At 60.8% G+C, this 17,241-nt stretch carries 15 protein-coding genes and 1 other RNA gene; 12 read left to right on the top strand and 4 right to left on the bottom strand.

Going from position 1 to position 17,241, the window contains the following annotated elements:
* Window positions 1-83 precede the first annotated feature (83 nt).
* The 3 genes from ACP7BX_RS04990 to ACP7BX_RS04980 all read left to right on the top strand — a co-directional run bounded on the left by ACP7BX_RS04990 (window position 84) and on the right by ACP7BX_RS04980 (window position 4,509).
* The gene (locus ACP7BX_RS04990) at window positions 84-2,813 is read left to right on the top strand and encodes a LuxR C-terminal-related transcriptional regulator (protein ID WP_426128198.1); all 2,730 of its coding nucleotides are present in this window, start codon (window positions 84-86) and stop codon (window positions 2,811-2,813) included.
* A gap of 85 nt (window positions 2,814-2,898) precedes the next feature.
* Complete coding sequence (locus tag ACP7BX_RS04985; RefSeq protein ID WP_028618886.1) at window positions 2,899-3,543, top strand: MBL fold metallo-hydrolase; 645 nt, start codon at window positions 2,899-2,901, stop codon at window positions 3,541-3,543.
* A gap of 192 nt (window positions 3,544-3,735) precedes the next feature.
* Window positions 3,736-4,509, top strand: a complete 774-nt coding sequence (locus ACP7BX_RS04980) for an OmpA family lipoprotein (RefSeq protein WP_012722283.1) — start codon at window positions 3,736-3,738, stop codon at window positions 4,507-4,509.
* 59 nt (window positions 4,510-4,568) lie between these two features.
* On the opposite strand, the gene ACP7BX_RS04975 is transcribed toward ACP7BX_RS04980, so the two are convergent.
* From ACP7BX_RS04975 to ACP7BX_RS04960, 4 genes are all read right to left on the bottom strand, one after another.
* On the bottom strand, window positions 4,569-5,150 hold the full coding sequence (locus ACP7BX_RS04975; RefSeq protein WP_033899448.1) for a BON domain-containing protein: 582 nt from the start codon (window positions 5,148-5,150) through the stop codon (window positions 4,569-4,571).
* Entirely contained in the window at window positions 5,147-5,740 is a 594-nt protein-coding gene (locus tag ACP7BX_RS04970) for a phosphoheptose isomerase (protein WP_007904374.1), read from the bottom strand. Before ACP7BX_RS04970 ends, ACP7BX_RS04975 begins: the two co-directional genes overlap by 4 nt.
* 92 nt (window positions 5,741-5,832) lie before the next feature.
* Window positions 5,833-6,204 (bottom strand): YraN family protein, encoded by a 372-nt coding sequence (locus ACP7BX_RS04965; protein WP_061435353.1) that lies wholly within the window; start codon window positions 6,202-6,204, stop codon window positions 5,833-5,835.
* Entirely contained in the window at window positions 6,204-8,015 is a 1,812-nt protein-coding gene (locus ACP7BX_RS04960; RefSeq protein WP_426128200.1) for a penicillin-binding protein activator, read from the bottom strand. Before ACP7BX_RS04960 ends, ACP7BX_RS04965 begins: the two co-directional genes overlap by 1 nt.
* A 176-nt stretch (window positions 8,016-8,191) precedes the next feature.
* Here ACP7BX_RS04960 and rsmI point away from each other — a divergent pair, with 176 nt between their 5' ends.
* The 9 genes from rsmI to mraY all read left to right on the top strand — a co-directional run bounded on the left by rsmI (window position 8,192) and on the right by mraY (window position 17,241).
* Window positions 8,192-9,097 carry a 16S rRNA (cytidine(1402)-2'-O)-methyltransferase gene (gene rsmI / locus ACP7BX_RS04955; RefSeq protein WP_426128202.1) on the top strand — a complete coding sequence of 302 codons (906 nt, stop codon included), beginning with the start codon at window positions 8,192-8,194 and terminating at the stop codon, window positions 9,095-9,097.
* A gap of 96 nt (window positions 9,098-9,193) precedes the next feature.
* An RNA gene (gene rnpB, locus ACP7BX_RS04950) (RNase P RNA component class A) lies at window positions 9,194-9,547 on the top strand.
* A 354-nt stretch (window positions 9,548-9,901) separates the two neighbouring features.
* On the top strand, window positions 9,902-10,357 hold the full coding sequence (gene mraZ / locus ACP7BX_RS04945; RefSeq protein ID WP_003171868.1) for a division/cell wall cluster transcriptional repressor MraZ: 456 nt from the start codon (window positions 9,902-9,904) through the stop codon (window positions 10,355-10,357).
* Window positions 10,354-11,301, top strand: coding sequence for a 16S rRNA (cytosine(1402)-N(4))-methyltransferase RsmH (rsmH, locus tag ACP7BX_RS04940; RefSeq protein ID WP_426128204.1), 948 nt, complete (start codon window positions 10,354-10,356; stop codon window positions 11,299-11,301). The genes mraZ and rsmH overlap by 4 nt, the downstream gene beginning before the upstream one ends.
* The gene (gene ftsL / locus ACP7BX_RS04935) at window positions 11,298-11,591 is read left to right on the top strand and encodes a cell division protein FtsL (protein ID WP_016974953.1); all 294 of its coding nucleotides are present in this window, start codon (window positions 11,298-11,300) and stop codon (window positions 11,589-11,591) included. The genes rsmH and ftsL overlap by 4 nt, the downstream gene beginning before the upstream one ends.
* Window positions 11,591-13,333 carry a peptidoglycan D,D-transpeptidase FtsI family protein gene (locus ACP7BX_RS04930; RefSeq protein ID WP_017738701.1) on the top strand — a complete coding sequence of 581 codons (1,743 nt, stop codon included), beginning with the start codon at window positions 11,591-11,593 and terminating at the stop codon, window positions 13,331-13,333. Before ftsL ends, ACP7BX_RS04930 begins: the two co-directional genes overlap by 1 nt.
* Window positions 13,333-14,796, top strand: coding sequence for a UDP-N-acetylmuramoyl-L-alanyl-D-glutamate--2,6-diaminopimelate ligase (locus ACP7BX_RS04925; protein WP_314528705.1), 1,464 nt, complete (start codon window positions 13,333-13,335; stop codon window positions 14,794-14,796). Before ACP7BX_RS04930 ends, ACP7BX_RS04925 begins: the two co-directional genes overlap by 1 nt.
* Entirely contained in the window at window positions 14,789-16,159 is a 1,371-nt protein-coding gene (locus ACP7BX_RS04920) for a UDP-N-acetylmuramoyl-tripeptide--D-alanyl-D-alanine ligase (protein WP_269132877.1), read from the top strand. Before ACP7BX_RS04925 ends, ACP7BX_RS04920 begins: the two co-directional genes overlap by 8 nt.
* Window positions 16,159-17,241 (top strand): phospho-N-acetylmuramoyl-pentapeptide-transferase, encoded by a 1,083-nt coding sequence (mraY, locus tag ACP7BX_RS04915; RefSeq protein ID WP_033899470.1) that lies wholly within the window; start codon window positions 16,159-16,161, stop codon window positions 17,239-17,241. Before ACP7BX_RS04920 ends, mraY begins: the two co-directional genes overlap by 1 nt.

Below are 17,241 nucleotides of genomic sequence, written 5' to 3'. Positions count from 1 at the left end.
CAAAGATCTACAAACCGGCGGCTTTTACCGCTAGTCTGCGGACATCTGCAATGCCGACAACAGCCTTCTACAAGAGCCCGGCGATGACTGATCTGTCCCGAATCCAAGGGCCTGCCAGTGCGGTAATCCCGACCCTGGAAGGTCGCTTCTACAGGCCTCCGCTGCCTGACGGCTATGTGCTGCGCCCGCGCCTGTGCGAACGCCTGAGCGCCGGGCTGGAAGGGCGGCTGTTGCTGGTCAGTGCACCGGCTGGTTTCGGCAAGAGTTCATTGGCGGTGGAGTTCTGCCAGGGCTTGCCGGCCCATTGGCAAAGCCTGTGGCTGGGCCTCAGCCCACGGGACAACGACCCTGGGCGTTTCCTCGAACGCCTGCTCGACGGCTTGCAGCAATTCTTCCCGCAACTCGGCGCCCAATCCCTGGGCTTGCTGAAAATGCGTCAGCGTCATCAACCCTTTGCCTTTGAAGAATGGCTCGATGGCCTGCTCGACGAGCTGGCGGTGCAGCTGTCCTTGCGTGCACCGCTATTGCTGGTGCTGGATGACTACCATCTGGCCCAGGGGCCCGTGCTTGACCGTTGCCTGCAATTTTTCCTCAATCATCTGCCTGATGGCCTGGTGGTATTGGTCACCAGCCGTCAGCGGCCGGACTGGCATCTGGCGCGGCTGCGGTTGTCGCGTCACCTACTGGAACTGCACGAACAGGATCTGCGCCTGACGCACGAGGAATCACTGGCCGTGCTGGATCGTCACAGCAGTTCCTTGCGCGGCGAAGCTCTCGACAACCTGATCCGCCGCAGCGAAGGCTGGGTCGCCGGCCTGCGTTTCTGGCTGTTGGCCGCCTCCGAGGCTGGCAGCGACGGCGCCTTGCCGCAGAGCCTGCATGGCGGCGAAGGGCTGATCCGTGATTACCTGCTGGAAGAAGTCATCGACTGCCTGCCGGCCGACGTGCAGGCGTTTTTGTACGACACCGCGCCTCAGGACCGATTTTGCAGCGAACTCTGCGACGCGGTGCGTGAAGCCCACGACAGCGCCGAAATCCTGCGTTACCTGCAGGCGCACCAAGTATTCCTGGTGCCGCTGGACGACCTGGGGCATTGGTACCGTTATCACCATCTTTTTTCGGACTTGCTGCGCACGCGGCGCGCCAGCAGCAACGTGCTGCCGGCGGCCAGCCTGCACCTGCGCGCGTGTCGCTGGTTCAATGCCCAAGGTTTGATCGACGAGGCGGTGGAGCAGGCGTTGCGCGCCGGTCACCTGGATGTGGCGGCCAACCTGGTGCAGAACCTGTCCGAGGAGCAACTGCTGGCCGAGCAGAACGTGGGCATGTTGCTGCGCTGGAAAATGGACTTGCCCGACAGTCTGCTGATCAGCACGCCGCGCTTGATCGTGCTCTACAGCTGGGCCTTGGGCCTGGCCTGCCAACTGGATGCGGCGGAGGAGCTGTCCAGTTACCTCAGTCGCTTCCTGCCGGCGCCGTCGGCCACTGCGCAAAAGTCGATGTTGGCCCAGTGGCTGGCGTTGAGCGGGATCATCGCCCGTGGCCGTGGCGATCGCGAACTGACCCAGCGCTATTGCAGCGAAGCGCTGGAAAGCTTGCCGCAACGGCGTTACGGCCAGCGGTTGATGTGCTTGTCGACCCTGTCCAACCTGGCCATTGTCGATGCCGACCTGTGGCGTGCACGGGGCTTGAATCGTGAATCCCTGGAACTGGCGCAGCGCGTCGGCAACCCCTTGTTCGAAGCCCTGGCCCATTACGACCGTGCGCGGGTGTTGCAGGCGCGCGGCGAGATCCTGCGTTCCCTGGATGAAGTGCGCCAGGGCCTGCAACGCCTGCACGGCCTGGCGCCGCAGCGCTTGTACGCGGTGCGTGCACGGTTATCGCTTTACGAGGGTTTTTTGTTGCTGGTGCGGCTCCAGCCCGAAGCGGGCCTTGCCCGTTTGCGCACCGGTCTTGCTGAAGCCCGCGCTTGCCGCGATATCAGTGTGTTGATCGGCCATTGTGTGATCGCCAATTTCGAGGGGCGCCGGGGTGACTTTGCCAAAGCCTTCGCCGAACTGGCCGAGGCCGAACGCCTGATGCATATCTGGGACGTGCCGCCGATCTACTACCTGGCAATGATCACCCTGATCAAGTGCGAGCTGTGGCTGGCCCAGGGCCGCACTGATCTGGCCGACGCCTGGTTGACGCGCCTGGGGCAAACCTACAACGGCGAACACGCTGCTGCCGCGCCGGAGTTCCACCCACACTTGCCGCAGCATATCGGGCTGCAACAGGCTGCGTTGGACGCGACTCGCCATCAACCTGCAGCAGCGTTGCAGCGCCTTGAAGAACTGGCGCAACAGGCGCACAACAGCGGGCGTCAGATGATCGCGCTGATGGCCCTGACCCAGCGGGTGCAACTGCTGCTGGAGGACGGCCAGGAGGCCAAGGCGCGCCCGGTGTTTGCCAAGGCCCTGGAGGCCGGCATAGGTGGCGCGCTGCAACCCTTCCAGCGTTTGCTGGAGACTCATCCAGACTGGATGCGTGAGCAGCTTGCCAAAGATCCCCATGGGCTGCTGAACCAGAGCCTGCTTGCGTTGTTGCCGTCGGTCGTGGTGGTGGAGGCCGTTTCAACCCATGAGACGTTGAGCACGCGGGAGCTGGCGGTGTTGCAATTGATTGCTCAGGGGTGTTCCAACCAAGAGATCAGCAACCGGTTGTTTATCTCCCTGCACACGGTCAAGACACACGCGAGCCACATCAACAGCAAGCTGGGTGTGGAGCGGCGCACCCAGGCGGTGGCTAGGGCTCAAGAGCTGAGGTTGATCGGCTAGGAGGGGCCCAGTCTGTTTTAATGGTGCAATTATTCTGGCGATACTTGCCCGGAATCGATATTTCACTTGCACGACAGGACCCTGAATGGAAACCGCCAAGCCGACCCTCATCCGCGAAACTTTTCCCGTCGGCCCTTTGCAATGCAACTGCACCATCATCGGCGATCCGATCAGCAAAAAGGCCATCGTGGTCGACCCAGGCGGCAATCATGAGTTGATCCTTGCGAGGCTAGATGCCTTGGGATTGAAGGTGGTGAGCATCATCCACACTCATGCCCACCTGGATCACTTTCTGGCATCCGGCCAGCTGAAAGAGAAGACCGGTGCCACCTTGCACCTGCACAAAGAAGATCAATTCCTTTGGGACAATCTGGAAATGCAATGCCAGATGTTTCGTGTGCCCTACATCCCGGTGCCTTCGCCGGATCGCTGGCTGGAGCATGATGAGGAGTTGGCCTGCGGCTGTGGCGTGGCGTTGCACACCCCAGGCCACACGCCGGGGTCGATGAGCTTCTGGTTTGCCGATGCCAAGCTGCTGATTGCCGGCGACACGTTGTTTCGTCGCGGCATCGGGCGTACGGATTTGTGGGGCGGTGACCAGGCGACCATCGTGCGCTCGATCAAGCAGCGCCTGTATACCCTGGACGAGGGCGCGACGGTGGTGACCGGTCACGGGCCGGATACCCGACTGGGCGATGAAATGCGTGAGAATCCTTTTGTGCGTGCGTGAAGGAGTAATTGCCCGGCAGCACGCGTTCTATAACAGGCAAGCCTTGTAGCAAAAACTCAGGTCGTGTTCAGCGTGCGTCTGCTACGGTTTCTGTAGCCACGGAATTTTTACCGTTTGTCGCGTTCCAAACTCGGCACAGGTCCATTGCCAATGTCCTTTGCACCATAGAATGCAAAAGTAGGAGCTCCCTTCATGTTCACTTCGCGTCGTCTGCTTGTTGTCGCTACCGTCGTAGCCCTGTTGTCCGGCTGCGCATCACCTAACCCTTATGACGGCAGCAGCCAGGGACAGGCGAGTAATGAATCCGGCGGTATGAGCAAGACCGCCAAGTACGGTGGCCTGGGTGCCCTGGCCGGTGCATTGGCGGGTGCGGCCATCGACCACAACAACCGTGGCAAGGGCGCACTGATCGGTGCGGTCGTTGCGGGTGCCGGTGCTGCGGGTTATGGCTACTACGCCGACCAGCAGGAAAAGAAACTGCGTGAAAGCATGGCCAATACCGGTGTTGAAGTTCAGCGCCAGGGTGACCAGATCAAGCTGATCATGCCGGGCAACATCACCTTCGCGACCAACTCGGACGCGATCTCCAGCAGCTTCTACCAGCCGCTGAACAACCTGGCCAACTCGCTCAAGCAGTTCAACCAGAACACTATCCAGATCGTTGGCTACACCGACAGCACGGGTAGCCGCCAGTTGAACATGGACCTGTCCCAGCGTCGCGCCCAGAGCGTGGCCAACTACCTGACGTCCCAAGGCGTCAACGGCGCCAACCTGAGCGCTCGCGGTGCCGGCCCGGATAACCCGATTGCCAGCAACGCCGACGTCAACGGCCGTGCCCAGAACCGTCGCGTAGAAGTGAATCTTGGCCCGATCCCAGGCCAGCAGTATGGCCAGCCAGGCGCCCAGCAACAGGCACCACAGCAGAACAACCAGTTCCAGGGCAATCCGTACTCGCAGTACCAGTAATCAAGCAGCCACAAAAAAGGGCGCCGTGCGGCGCCCTTTTTTGTGGCTGCTTGATTACTTCAGTCGATGTACTCGAACACCTTGACGATTTTCTGCACACCGGACACACCCTGCACCAAGTTGGCTGCGCGAGTGGCTTCGGCCTGGGTGAGCAGGCCCATCAGGTAAACGATACCGTTGTCGGTCACGACCTTGATGCGCGAGCCAGGGATCGCGTTATCGGTGAGCATCTGCGCCTTGATCTTGGTCGTCAGCAGCGCGTCGTTGCTGATGGCCAGCAGGGTGATCGGGTCCATCACCTGCAATTCGTTGTGCACCTTCTTCACGCGCTGTACAGCGGCGGCGGCTTGTTCGGCCTGGGCCTTGAGGTCGGCGCGGGGCGTCTGGCCGGCGAGCAGCACGACGCCGTTGAAGCTGGTGACCACAATGCGCGAGGCGCCGTTGCCCAGGTCGGTGGCGGCCTTGGCGACGTTGACTTCAACCTTGGTTTCGATCAGCGAGTCATCGATCTTGCTGCCGAAGGTACGGGTGCCCTTGTCATCCTGAATAGGGGTGTCGCGTGTTGCAGTGATGGCCGTACTGCAGCCGCTGATAGCGAGGCACAGGGTCATGGCCAAAAGGCTGAGGCGGTTAACGGTCATTCTTCACTCCCAAACAGTTGGCTGTCGATCAGATCGCACAGGCAGTGGATCGCCAGCAGGTGGACTTCCTGGATACGTGCGGTGACATTGGCCGGGACGCGAATCTCCACATCTTCAGGCAACAGCAGCGAAGCCATGCCTCCGCCATCGCGTCCGGTCAATGCTACGACAATCATTTCGCGATCATGTGCGGCCTGGATTGCCTGAATAATATTCGCCGAGTTGCCGCTGGTAGAAATCGCCAGCAACACATCGCCGGGTTGGCCCAGGGCGCGGATCTGCTTGGAGAAGATCTCGTTGTAGCTGTAGTCGTTGGCGATCGAGGTGATCGTCGACGAGTCGGTGGTCAAGGCAATGGCCGGCAGGCTAGGGCGCTCACGCTCGAAGCGGTTGAGCAGCTCGGACGAGAAATGCTGGGCATCGCCGGCCGAACCGCCGTTGCCGCACGAAAGCATTTTGCCCTCGTTGAGCAAGGCATTGACCATGACCTGACTGGCTTGCTCGATGTGCGGTGCAAGTACGTCCATCGCCTGTTGCTTGGTGTCGATGCTGGCCTGGAAAAGCTGGCGAATTCGGGATTGCATGTCCATCTGTGTGACCTTAAGTAGCGCGGCTGTTTGGCACAGGAATGTGCAGCCCGCAAAGCAAAGAGCAAAAGTGTGTGGTGAAGATGTCCGGCGAATCAGCTGTCGAAGGCATTTTTCAGCCAGTTCAGATCAGCCTGACCAGACGGTGTGCTTTCTATGGCAACCACATCGAAACGGCAGGGGGCGTCGGCCCAGCGATGCTCTTTTTGCAGGAAAAACTGCGCGGCGAGTATCAGCTTTTGACGCTTGCGCCCGTCAATACTGGCGAGCGCGCCACCCCATTGTGCGTGTTTTCTGTAGCGGACTTCGACGAATACTACTGTATCGCCGTCAAGCATGACCAGATCAAGCTCGCCGCGTTTACATAACCAGTTCTGCGCCAGCAGGCGCAGACCCTGTTGTTGCAAGTGTTTCAGAGCTTGTAGTTCGGCATCCTTGCCGCTTTGTGCGCTGGACCGCTCAGGCATCAGCGCGGGGTGTCCGGCAGGCGCTGGATCTCGCCGCCGACAAACTTGGCCCATGGCATCTGGCGATCAACGCGCTGGTTGGCGCTGATGCCCAGGTTGCCCGACAGGCCTTCAACACGGGTGTCCGGCAGCGCCTTGAGTTGCCCCAGGCGCGGAGCCAGGCGGTAGGCATCGACGCCCATCGCGTACAGTCGGCCGAGGCTGCCATTGGCTTGCGGCCATTGCGCGGCAACCTGGTTGCGCAGTGGGTCGGTGGTGTTGAGCAGCCAAGGGGTTTCGCAGAACATCACGTTGGTCATGTCCAGGTACTGGTTCTTGTCGCCGCTGGCGCTGAACACGTGGGACGTGGCGTACACCGGCACATCGCCGGCATATTGGAAGTTCAGGGTTGGCTTGATCTGTTGGGCCAGTTGCGGCGTCACGGCCAGGAAGATGAACTCGATGTCCTGGCGACGCGAAGGTTGCGCGGCGACGTCGGTGCCGACGGTGCTTTGCAGGCTCTTGGCGCGGCCTTCGCTTTTACGTAGTTGGAACAGGTCGGCAATTTGCTGGGCAAGGGCGACGGGCTGATCGACATACTCGACCCCCATGACCTGGCCGCCATTGGCTTCCCAGTCCTGGCGGAAGGCCTTGTAGACTCGCTCGCCCCATTCGCCACGGGGCACCATCGCGGCCGCACGGTGCAGGCCGTCGGCACGGGCGCGGCGCGATACTTCGCGGGCTTCGTCTTCAGCGGCCAAACCGAACTGGAACAGTTGCGCCGGGCTACGATCGGTCTCGCTGTAGTTCAGTGCCAGGGTGGTGATTGGTAACTGCGGACGTGCGCTGAGCTGTTTGACCAGCGGTTTTTCCAGCGGGCCGACCACCAGTTGCACGCCGGAAGCCTGGGCCTTGGCGTAGAAGTCATCGAGGGAGTTGAGGCGCGAGCTGTCATAGAACTCGATGACCGGCGGCTTCTGCCCGGCTTGTTCAGCCTGGTAGTGCGCCGCCATGAAGCCTTCACGCAGCGCCTTGCCGACGGAAGCCAGCGGGCCGTCCTGTGGCAGCAGCAGGGCAATCTTGGTCAGTGGCTGGCTCGCCAGCTCCTTGAGCTTGGTCAGTGGTGTCGGCAGTTGCACGGCTGCCGGGTGACCCGGGTTCTGCGCGCGCCAGGTGTCGATAGCGGCTTGTTGTTGCTCCAGTGTGCCGGCGCCCTTGACCGCCTGGGCCAGGGTGATCCAGCCGTCGAGCGTCGGGTTGCCGCTGGCTTGCAGCTGTTCAGCCGGCAGGGCGGCAATCAATACCCAGATGGCTTCGTGGTTGCTTTTGGCGGCATCGCCCGTGAGCAGCGGGGCCATGGCCACACGTTCGCGGGCGGCGGCCAGGGTCTGGCCATCCGCTTCATACGCACGGGCGTGCACGCTCCCGGTGCGGACCTGCTGTTCAGGTGGCAGGTCCTTCAGGCTTTGCAGGCTCGGGTGGTTCAGGGCGGTCAACGCGGCCTTGGGCTGGTTGCGCGCCATGGCCAATTCGGCGGCCAAGGTGCTGGCAAACACTTGCGCGGCGGGCTTGAGGGCATCCAGAGGCACCTGCGCAAGAATCTGCGACGAGCGGCCAGGGTTGTTCTGCTTGTAGGCCATGTCTGCCGCACTCAGGCGCAGTAATGCGGCCTTTTCTGGCGTCTTGGCGGTGGTGGCCTGTTCGAGCAGTTGCTCGATACTGGCGTCCGGGGTCCGTGGAAGGTCGCCAAGGCTGGACGAGGGCGAGCTGGCACACGCGGCCAACAAGGCAGCGAGGCAGAGGGCGGAGAGCAGCCGCAGGCAAGCGATCATGTAAGTGTTCCTGATACCGATCAAATTAGCGTGGAATTGTACCCAAGCACTGGCCCAGGCGCGATGTTACTGGCGTGAAACCGTCGATTTAGGTCGTGCAAATGTTGCAGTTGGCTTTAAACGGCTGAAAAGGCATCGGCCGTGATGGCATATTTTCCAGGCGCCTACGCGCTACAATGTCGCTTTTGCCAACCATCGAGGTGTGCGTTTTGACTGCTCCAGGTCCTTTGAATTCCACTGCAGGCTCGCTTTTTGTCGTGGCGACGCCCATTGGCAACCTGGACGACATCAGTGCGCGAGCATTGAAAGTGTTGCGCGAGGTTAAATTGATCGCGGCTGAAGACACCCGTCACTCCCAGCGGTTGATGCAGCATTTTGGAATCAGCACGCCATTAGCGGCTTGCCATGAGCACAACGAGCGCGAGGAAGGCAGTCGCTTTATCGTGCGTCTGCTGGCCGGCGACGATGTGGCGCTGATCTCCGACGCGGGCACGCCGCTGATCTCCGATCCCGGCTACCACTTGGTGCGCCAGGCGCGAGCCGCTGGTATCAATGTAGTGCCTGTTCCGGGAGCGTGCGCGCTGATCGCTGCATTGTCGGCGGCGGGGCTGCCGTCGGACCGTTTCATCTTTGAAGGTTTTCTGCCGGCGAAGGCCGTTGGGCGTCGTGCGCGCCTTCAAGCGCTGAAGGAAGAACCCCGCACCTTGATCTTCTATGAAGCCCCGCATCGCATCCTTGAATGCCTGCAGGACATGGAACTGGTGTTTGGCGGCGAGCGCCTGGCGCTGCTGGCCCGCGAGCTGACCAAGACCTTCGAAACCCTCAAGGGCCTGCCATTGGAAGAGCTGCGTGCGTTCGTCGAGGGCGACAGCAACCAACAGCGCGGCGAGTGCGTGGTGCTGGTGGCGGGCTGGACCGCGCCAGAGGACGAAGACGCCGTGGGCAGCGAGGCCATGCGCGTCCTGGACTTGCTGCTCAAGGAGATGCCGCTCAAGCGAGCCGCAGCCCTGGCGGCGGAAATTACCGGTGTGCGCAAGAACCTCTTATATCAAGCGGCGCTGGATAAGCAGAAAGCCGAATAGTTCCGGTGTTAAATCGGTATTGCGTCTGAACGTGATGGCAATTCTGAACTTTTATTACTTGTCCTAAGTCCGTCGTGCCGTTAACCTGCGCGGCGGAGAGTCGATTGGACAGTCGCTGCCCTCTATGAAAATTAGGGGGGGGAGGAAAGTCCGGGCTCCATAGGGCGAAGTGCCAGGTAATGCCTGGGAGGCGTGAGCCTACGGAAAGTGCCACAGAAAATAACCGCCTAAGCACTTCGGTGCCGGTAAGGGTGAAAAGGTGCGGTAAGAGCGCACCGCACGACTGGCAACAGTTCGTGGCTAGGTAAACCCCACTTGGAGCAAGACCAAATAGGGTCCCAAGGCGTGGCCCGCGCTGGGACCGGGTAGGTTGCTAAAGATGTCCAGTGATGGCCATCGTAGACGAATGACTGTTCAAGACAGAACCCGGCTTACAGATCGACTCTCCACCTTTTTCCTTCTGTCCGAATCTCGTGCAGAAAACCGGTAGTAACGCAAGAATCCCTCCCTGCCGAATCATTGGCAGATGCATCTTCGTAATACCAAAAAAATCTTACTCTTAATAAATTACTTTAACTTCGAGCTATAGCTCTTTGAGCTATTTGCGCTTGTTGGGCCAAAAACATCGCCGAACTCTGGTTTCTCCTCCCTTTACGCTCCTAAATCTCCGTTCTGTAAGGCTTTTCCTTGAATCCGCGCCTTGACGGTGTGGTGGGCGCATTCCTATAGTGTGCGCAAGTGGCGGAAAGTGGCACAAAGTGGGTTTTTTGAACGTAAAACGCTAAAATTTGGAGAAACGCATCTGTGTTTCGCGGAGCTAACGCTATCAGTCTCGATGCAAAAGGCCGTCTCGCCATGCCGAGCCGGTATCGTGACGAGCTGATTTCGCGAAGTTCTGGACAGTTGATCATCACGATCGATGCCGTTGACCCTTGTTTATGTGTTTACCCCCTCGATGAGTGGGAGTTGATTGAAACCAAACTGCGCGCCCTGCCTTCATTGCGTGAAGAGAACCGTCGCCTGCAGCGTTTGCTGATTGGTAACGCCGTCGACCTCGAGTTGGATGGCAGCGGTCGCTTCCTGGTGCCTCCGCGTCTGCGCGAGTACGCCAAGCTGGACAAGCGCGCAATGCTGGTTGGCCAACTGAACAAGTTCCAATTGTGGGACGAAGATGCCTGGGATGCTGTTTCTGCAGCTGACCTGGCTGCTATTCAACAACCGGGCGCCATGCCTGATGAACTGCGTGATTTGATCCTGTGACTATTGATAGCGGCTTTAACCACATCACCGTACTGCTTGACGAAGCCGTTGAGGCTCTCGCCGTACGCGCGGATGGCTGCTATCTGGATGGCACCTTCGGCAGGGGCGGGCATAGCCGGTTGATACTCAGCCAGCTCGGGTCCGACGGCAAACTCCTCGGGTTTGATAAAGACCCTCAAGCGATTGCCACCGGGCAAGCGCTAGCGGCCGAAGACGGCCGCTTTGTCGTTGTGCAGCGCAGCTTTGCCGAACTAGGCGCCGAAGTCGCCGAACGTGGCATGGCGGGCAAGGTGGCCGGGGTTTTGCTCGACCTGGGCGTGTCTTCGCCACAGCTCGACGACCCGGAGCGCGGCTTCAGTTTCATGAACGATGGCCCGCTCGATATGCGCATGGACCCGACTCGGGGCATCAGCGCAGCGGAGTTCATTGCGACCGCGCCCCATGAAGAAATCACCCGCGTGTTCAAGGAGTACGGTGAAGAGCGTTTCGCCGGTCGCATGGCCCGTGCCGTGGTCGAGCGCCGTGAAATCCAGCCGTTCGAACGCACCGCCGACTTGGCCGAAGTGCTGAAGGTCGCCAACCCCGCGTGGGAAAAAGGCAAGAACCCGGCGACCCGTGCGTTCCAAGGTCTGCGCATTCACGTCAACAACGAATTGGGCGACCTGGAGACCGGCCTTGAGGCTGCCCTCGAGGCGCTGGAAGTGGGCGGTCGCCTTGTCGTGATCAGCTTCCACTCCCTGGAAGATCGTATCGTCAAACTGTTCATGCGTCGCCTGGTCAAGGGTGAGTCCGACAACCTGCCGCGCAATCTGCCGGTGCGTTTCGAAGCCTTTGTGCCGAAAATCAAAATCCATGGCAAAGCGCAGTTCGCTTCCGAAGCCGAGCTCAAGGCCAACCCACGTTCCCGCAGCGCCGTCATGCGCGTTGCCGAGAAGCTGCGGTGAGCAAGCTTTTTGCCAAGCCCCTCCCGGGCGGCAGCTTCTTTATGATGCTGCTGTTTGTCGGTGTACTGGTTTCCGCGATTGCGGTGTCCTACAGCGCCCACTACAACCGTCAACTGCTCAATACCCTGTACGGGGAACTGAGTGTGCGTGACAAGGCACAAGCGGAGTGGGGCCGGTTGATCCTGGAGCAAAGCACCTGGACGGCCCATAGCCGTATCGAAGTGCTGGCCACCGAACAGCTGAAAATGCACATTCCTGGCGCGGCTGAAGTCCGCATGGTGGCGCCATGATGAAACTCGAGGGCGCACTCTACCCCTGGCGCTTCCGCCTGATGCTCGGCTTGCTGGCATTGATGGTGGGTGCGATTGCCTGGCGGATCATCGACCTGCAAGTGGTCGATCGCGACTTCCTGATCGGCGAGGGTAATGCCCGTAGCCTGCGTCATATTCCGATTCCTGCACACCGCGGCCTGATCACCGACCGCAACGGCGAGCCCTTGGCCGTTAGTACCCCGGTGACCACCCTGTGGGCGAACGCAAAGGAATTGCAGGTCGCCAAGGATCGTTGGCCGGCCCTTGCCTCTGCATTGGGACAAGATCCGAAAGCCTTGGCTGAGCGCCTGGAAGCCCAGGCCAATAAAGAGTTTATCTACCTGGTTCGCGGGCTGACCCCTGAACAAGGCCAGCAAGTGCTCGACCTTAAAGTCCCCGGTGTCTACGGCATCGAGGAATTTCGTCGTTTCTACCCGGCGGGTGAAACCACTGCGCATATGGTCGGCTTCACCGACATCGATGACCATGGCCGCGAAGGCGTGGAACTCGCCTACGATGAATGGCTCGCCGGGGTTCCCGGCAAACGACAAGTCATCAAGGATCGGCGTGGCAGACTGATCAAGGATGTCCAAGTCACCAAAAACGCCAAGGCCGGTAAGCCCTTGGCGTTGTCGATTGACCTGCGCCTGCAATACCTGGCCAACCGCGAGCTGCGTAACGCGATCATCGAAAACGGCGCCAAGGCCGGCAGCCTGGTGATCATGGACGTGAAGACCGGCGAGATCCTCGCCATGGTCAACCAGCCGACCTACAACCCGAACAACCGTCGCAACCTGCAACCGGCGATGATGCGCAACCGCGCGATGATCGACGTGTTCGAGCCGGGTTCGACCATGAAAGCCATCTCCATGAGTGCCGCGCTCGAAACCGGACGCTGGAAGCCCAGCGACAAGGTCGAGGTGTATCCAGGCACCTTGCAGTTGGGCAAATACACCATTCGTGACGTGTCCCGCACCGAAGGTCCGGTGCTGGATTTGACAGGTATCCTGATCAACTCCAGTAACGTGGGCATGAGTAAGGTCGCCTTCGATATCGGCGGTGAAACCATCTACCACCTGGCGCAGAAGATCGGTCTGGGCCAGCCCACCGGCCTCGATTTCCCAGGCGAGCGCGTGGGCAACCTGCCGAACTACCGCGACTGGAAAAAGGCCGAGACCGCCACGCTTTCCTACGGCTACGGCCTGTCGGTGACGGCGATCCAGCTGGCCCACGCTTTCTCTGTATTGGCGAATAATGGCCGGATGGTTCCGCTGAGCCTGATCCACGTCGACGAAGCACCTAAAGCCACCCAGGTGATCCCGGAAAACGTCGCCAAGACCATGCAAGGCATGCTGCAACAAGTGATCGAAGCACCGCGCGGCGTATTCCGTGCACAGGTGCCGGCGTATCACGTGGCCGGCAAGTCGGGTACGGCGCGTAAAACCTCGGTGGGCACCAAGGGCTACGCCGAAAACTCCTACCGTTCGCTGTTCGCCGGTTTCGGCCCGATGAGCGATCCACGCTACGCCATCGTCGTTGTGATCGATGAGCCGAGCAAAGCCGGTTACTTCGGTGGCCTGGTATCGGCGCCGGTGTTCAGCAAAGTGATGTCGGGCACCCTGCGCCTGATGAACATCACGCCGGACAACCTGCCGCCGACCCAACAAGCGAACGCCGGACCACCGGCCGCTGCCGTAAAAGCCAATGGAGGGCGCGGCTGATGTCTCTTAGCCTGAACAAGATTTTTGCCCACGCCGGTCGCGATCTGCTGATTCGCGAGTTGAGCCTGGACAGCCGCAATGTGCGTGCCGGTGACCTGTTCCTGGCCGTGCCTGGCGGTAAATTCGATGGCCGAGCGCATATCGCGGATGCGTTGCAACGCGGTGCGGCCGCTGTGGCTTATGAAGTGGAAGGCGCCACCGTGCTGCCGATCACCGACGTGCCGTTGATTCCGGTCAAAGGTTTGGCCAAGCAGCTCTCGGACATCGCCGGGCGTTTTTATGGTGACCCAAGTCGACACGTCAATCTGGTCGGCGTCACTGGCACCAACGGCAAGACCAGCGTGACTCAACTGATCGCCCAGGCGCTTGACCTGCTGGGTCAGCACTGCGGCATCGTCGGCACACTGGGCACCGGTTTCTACGGCGCGCTGCAAAGCGGCCTGCACACCACGCCGAATCCAATCGCCGTGCAAGCGACCCTGGCCGACCTGAAAAAGGCCGGCGCCAAGGCGGTTGCCATGGAAGTGTCGTCCCATGGTTTGCATCAAGGCCGCGTGGCTGCGCTGGCGTTTGATGTGGCGGTGATGACCAACCTGTCCCGTGATCACCTCGACTACCACGGCACCATGGAAGCCTACGCTGCGGAAAAGGCCAAGCTGTTTGCCTGGAACGACCTCAAGTGCCGCGTGGTAAACCTGGATGACGCATTCGGCCGCCAACTGGCCGCCGAAGACCGTGAATCGCGCCTGATCAGCTACAGCCTGGAGGATTCCAGCGCGTACCTGTACTGCCGCGAAGCCCATTTCAACGACGAAGGTGTGCGCGCCACACTGGTGACGCCGCAGGGCGAGCATCATTTGCGCAGCAGCCTGCTCGGTCGCTTCAACCTGAGCAACACCCTGGCGGCAGTCGGTGCATTGCTCGGCCTGGATTACGCCCTCGACGAAATCCTGCGTGTACTGCCGAAGCTGGAAGGCCCGGTCGGTCGCATGCAGCGCCTGGGTGGCGGCAAGCAGCCGTTGGTGGTGGTCGACTACGCCCACACGCCGGATGCCCTGGAAAAAGTCCTGGTGGCTTTGCGTCCGCACGCCAAAGGCAAGCTGCTGTGCCTGTTCGGTTGCGGCGGTGACCGTGACCGCGGCAAACGCCCGTTGATGGCCGAGATCGTCGAGCGCCTGGCCGATGGCGTGCTCGTCACCGACGACAACCCGCGCAGCGAAGACCCGAGCCAGATTTTCGACGACATTCGTGTCGGCTTCAAAGACGTGTCCAAGGCCTCCTTTGTCGCCGGTCGCGGTGCAGCCATCGCCCAATTGATCGCCAGCGCTGGTGCTGACGATGTGGTGGTGCTGGCAGGTAAAGGTCACGAGGACTATCAGGAAATCAACGGTGAGCGCCACGCCTTTTCCGATCTGGTCGAGGCCGATCACGCCTTGACCGCCTGGGAGGTCGCCCATGCTTAAAGCAATGAAATTCAGCGAACTGACCGAGGCCCTGTCGGCCCGTGTGTTGTCGAGTGATTGCAGTTTCGACGGCGTCAGTATCGACAGCCGCGCCATCAAGCCAGGGCAATTGTTTGTCGCCCTGGCGGGCCCGCGTTTCGATGGTCACGACTACCTGAATGACGTCGCCGCCAAAGGTGCCGTCGGTGCCTTGGTGCAACGCGAAGTGGCGGATTCCACACTGCCACAACTGCTGGTTGCCGATACCCGCTTGGCCTTGGGTCAACTGGGTGCGCTGAACCGTGCAGCCTTCGACAAGCCTGTTGCAGCCATCACCGGCTCCAGTGGCAAGACCACGGTCAAGGAACTGCTCGCCGGTGTGTTGCGTACACGCGGCCCGGTTCTCGCGACCCGTGGCAATCTGAACAATGATTTCGGTGCTCCGCTGACCCTGCTTGAATTGGCCCCGGAACACACCGCTGCCGTGATCGAGTTGGGCGCATCGCGCGTCGGCGAAATTGCCTACACCGTGGCGCTGACCAAGCCCCACGTGGCGATCATCAATAATGCCGGTACCGCCCACGTTGGCGAGTTCGGTGGCCCGGAGAAAATCGTCGAAGCCAAGGGTGAAATCCTTGAAGGCCTCGATGCCTCGGGCACTGCTGTGTTGAATCTCGACGACAAGGCCTTCGAAACCTGGCGTGTACGCGCCGCCGGGCGCAAGGTCCTGACGTTTGCCGTGCTCAACGCCGCAGCTGATTTCCATGCCTCCAATATTACCGTTGATGCGCGTGGCTGTCCGTCCTTTACCTTGCACACTCCGCAAGGCAACGAACACGTGCAACTGAACCTGCTGGGCAACCATAACGTCGCCAATGCCTTGGCCGCCGCCGCTGCCGCGTACGCCCTGGGCGTGTCGCTGTTCGGTATCGCCACAGGTTTGGGCGCAGTGCAGCCGGTCAAAGGGCGCACCGTGGCGCAGTTGGCCAGCAACGGCATGCGCGTGATCGACGACACCTATAACGCCAACCAGTCCTCCATCTGCGCCGCCATCGACCTGCTCAAAAGCTTCGACGGCCGCAAGGTGCTGGTGCTGGGCGACATCGCTGAACTGGGTGAGTGGGCCGAACAGTCCCACCGCGACGTCGGCGCCTATGCCGCTGGCAAAGTCGACGCGCTGTACGCCGTCGGCCCGCACATGGCGCACGCCGTCAGCGTATTCGGCCCTGGTGCCCGCCATTTCGCGACCCAGGCCGAGCTGATCCAGGCGCTGACGGCGGCTGAACACGACAAACACACAACCATTTTGATCAAGGGATCGCGCAGCGCGGTGATGGAAAACGTCGTCGCGGCCTTGTGTGGCTCAAGTACGGAGAAACATTAATGCTGCTGCTGCTGGCTGAGTATCTGCAACAGTTCCACAAAGGCTTCGCGGTCTTTCAGTACCTGACCCTGCGCGGGATCCTGGGTGTGCTGACCGCGTTGTGTTTGTCGCTGTTCCTGGGGCCGTGGATGATCCGCACCCTGCAGAACCTGCAAATTGGTCAATCGGTTCGTAATGACGGCCCGCAGTCGCACCTGTCCAAATCCGGCACCCCGACCATGGGCGGCGCGCTGATCCTGTCGTCCATCGGCATCAGCACGTTGCTGTGGGCCGACCTGCACAACCGTTATGTGTGGACCGTTCTGTTGGTGACGCTGCTGTTCGGCGCCATCGGCTGGGTGGACGACTACCGCAAAGTGATCGAGAAAAACTCGAAAGGGCTGCCAAGCCGCTGGAAGTATTTCTGGCAGTCGGTGTTCGGCCTCGGCGCTGCGATCTTCCTTTACACCACAGCGCCAAGCGCCGTGGAAACCACTTTGATCATCCCGATGCTCAAGGACGCCAGCATTCCCCTGGGCATCGGCTTCGTGGTGCTGACCTACTTCGTGATCGTCGGCTCCAGCAACGCGGTCAACCTGACTGACGGCCTCGACGGCCTGGCGATCATGCCGACGGTGATGGTGGGCGGCGCGCTCGGTATCTTCTGCTACCTGTCGGGTAACGTGAAATTCGCTGAATACCTGCTGATCCCCTATGTGCCGGGCGCAGGTGAATTGATCGTGTTCTGCGGTGCGCTGATCGGTGCCGGCCTGGGCTTCCTGTGGTTCAACACGTATCCCGCACAAGTCTTCATGGGTGACGTCGGCGCACTGGCGCTGGGCGCGGCCCTCGGCACCATCGCCGTGATCGTTCGCCAGGAAATCGTGCTGTTCATCATGGGCGGCGTGTTCGTGATGGAGACCCTGTCGGTGGTCATCCAGGTGGCGTCCTTCAAGTTGACCGGGCGCCGCGTGTTCCGCATGGCGCCGATTCACCACCACTTTGAACTCAAGGGCTGGCCTGAGCCACGTGTGATCGTCCGCTTCTGGATCATCACCGTGATTCTGGTGCTGATCGGCCTTGCCACCCTGAAACTGAGGTAG

Source organism: Pseudomonas sp. DWP3-1-3b3 (genome assembly GCF_049896305.1).
GTDB lineage: Bacteria > Pseudomonadota > Gammaproteobacteria > Pseudomonadales > Pseudomonadaceae > Aquipseudomonas > Aquipseudomonas azotoformans_A.
This window is presented reverse-complemented; position numbering and strand designations above follow the sequence as displayed.

Bases quoted from the DNA above. Each gene is read 5' to 3' on its own strand.
- ACP7BX_RS04990 (WP_426128198.1), top strand. From the start codon at position 84: ATGACTGATCTGTCCCGAATCCAAGGGCCTGCCAGTGCGGTAATCCCG.
- ACP7BX_RS04985 (WP_028618886.1), top strand. From the start codon at position 2,899: ATGGAAACCGCCAAGCCGACCCTCATCCGCGAAACTTTTCCCGTCGGC.
- ACP7BX_RS04980 (WP_012722283.1), top strand. From the start codon at position 3,736: ATGTTCACTTCGCGTCGTCTGCTTGTTGTCGCTACCGTCGTAGCCCTG.
- ACP7BX_RS04975 (WP_033899448.1), bottom strand. From the start codon at position 5,150: ATGACCGTTAACCGCCTCAGCCTTTTGGCCATGACCCTGTGCCTCGCT.
- ACP7BX_RS04970 (WP_007904374.1), bottom strand. From the start codon at position 5,740: ATGGACATGCAATCCCGAATTCGCCAGCTTTTCCAGGCCAGCATCGAC.
- ACP7BX_RS04965 (WP_061435353.1), bottom strand. From the start codon at position 6,204: ATGCCTGAGCGGTCCAGCGCACAAAGCGGCAAGGATGCCGAACTACAA.
- ACP7BX_RS04960 (WP_426128200.1), bottom strand. From the start codon at position 8,015: ATGATCGCTTGCCTGCGGCTGCTCTCCGCCCTCTGCCTCGCTGCCTTG.
- rsmI (WP_426128202.1), top strand. From the start codon at position 8,192: ATGTCGCTTTTGCCAACCATCGAGGTGTGCGTTTTGACTGCTCCAGGT.
- ACP7BX_RS04930 (WP_017738701.1), top strand. From the start codon at position 11,591: ATGAAACTCGAGGGCGCACTCTACCCCTGGCGCTTCCGCCTGATGCTC.
- ACP7BX_RS04925 (WP_314528705.1), top strand. From the start codon at position 13,333: ATGTCTCTTAGCCTGAACAAGATTTTTGCCCACGCCGGTCGCGATCTG.
- ACP7BX_RS04920 (WP_269132877.1), top strand. From the start codon at position 14,789: ATGCTTAAAGCAATGAAATTCAGCGAACTGACCGAGGCCCTGTCGGCC.
- mraY (WP_033899470.1), top strand. From the start codon at position 16,159: ATGCTGCTGCTGCTGGCTGAGTATCTGCAACAGTTCCACAAAGGCTTC.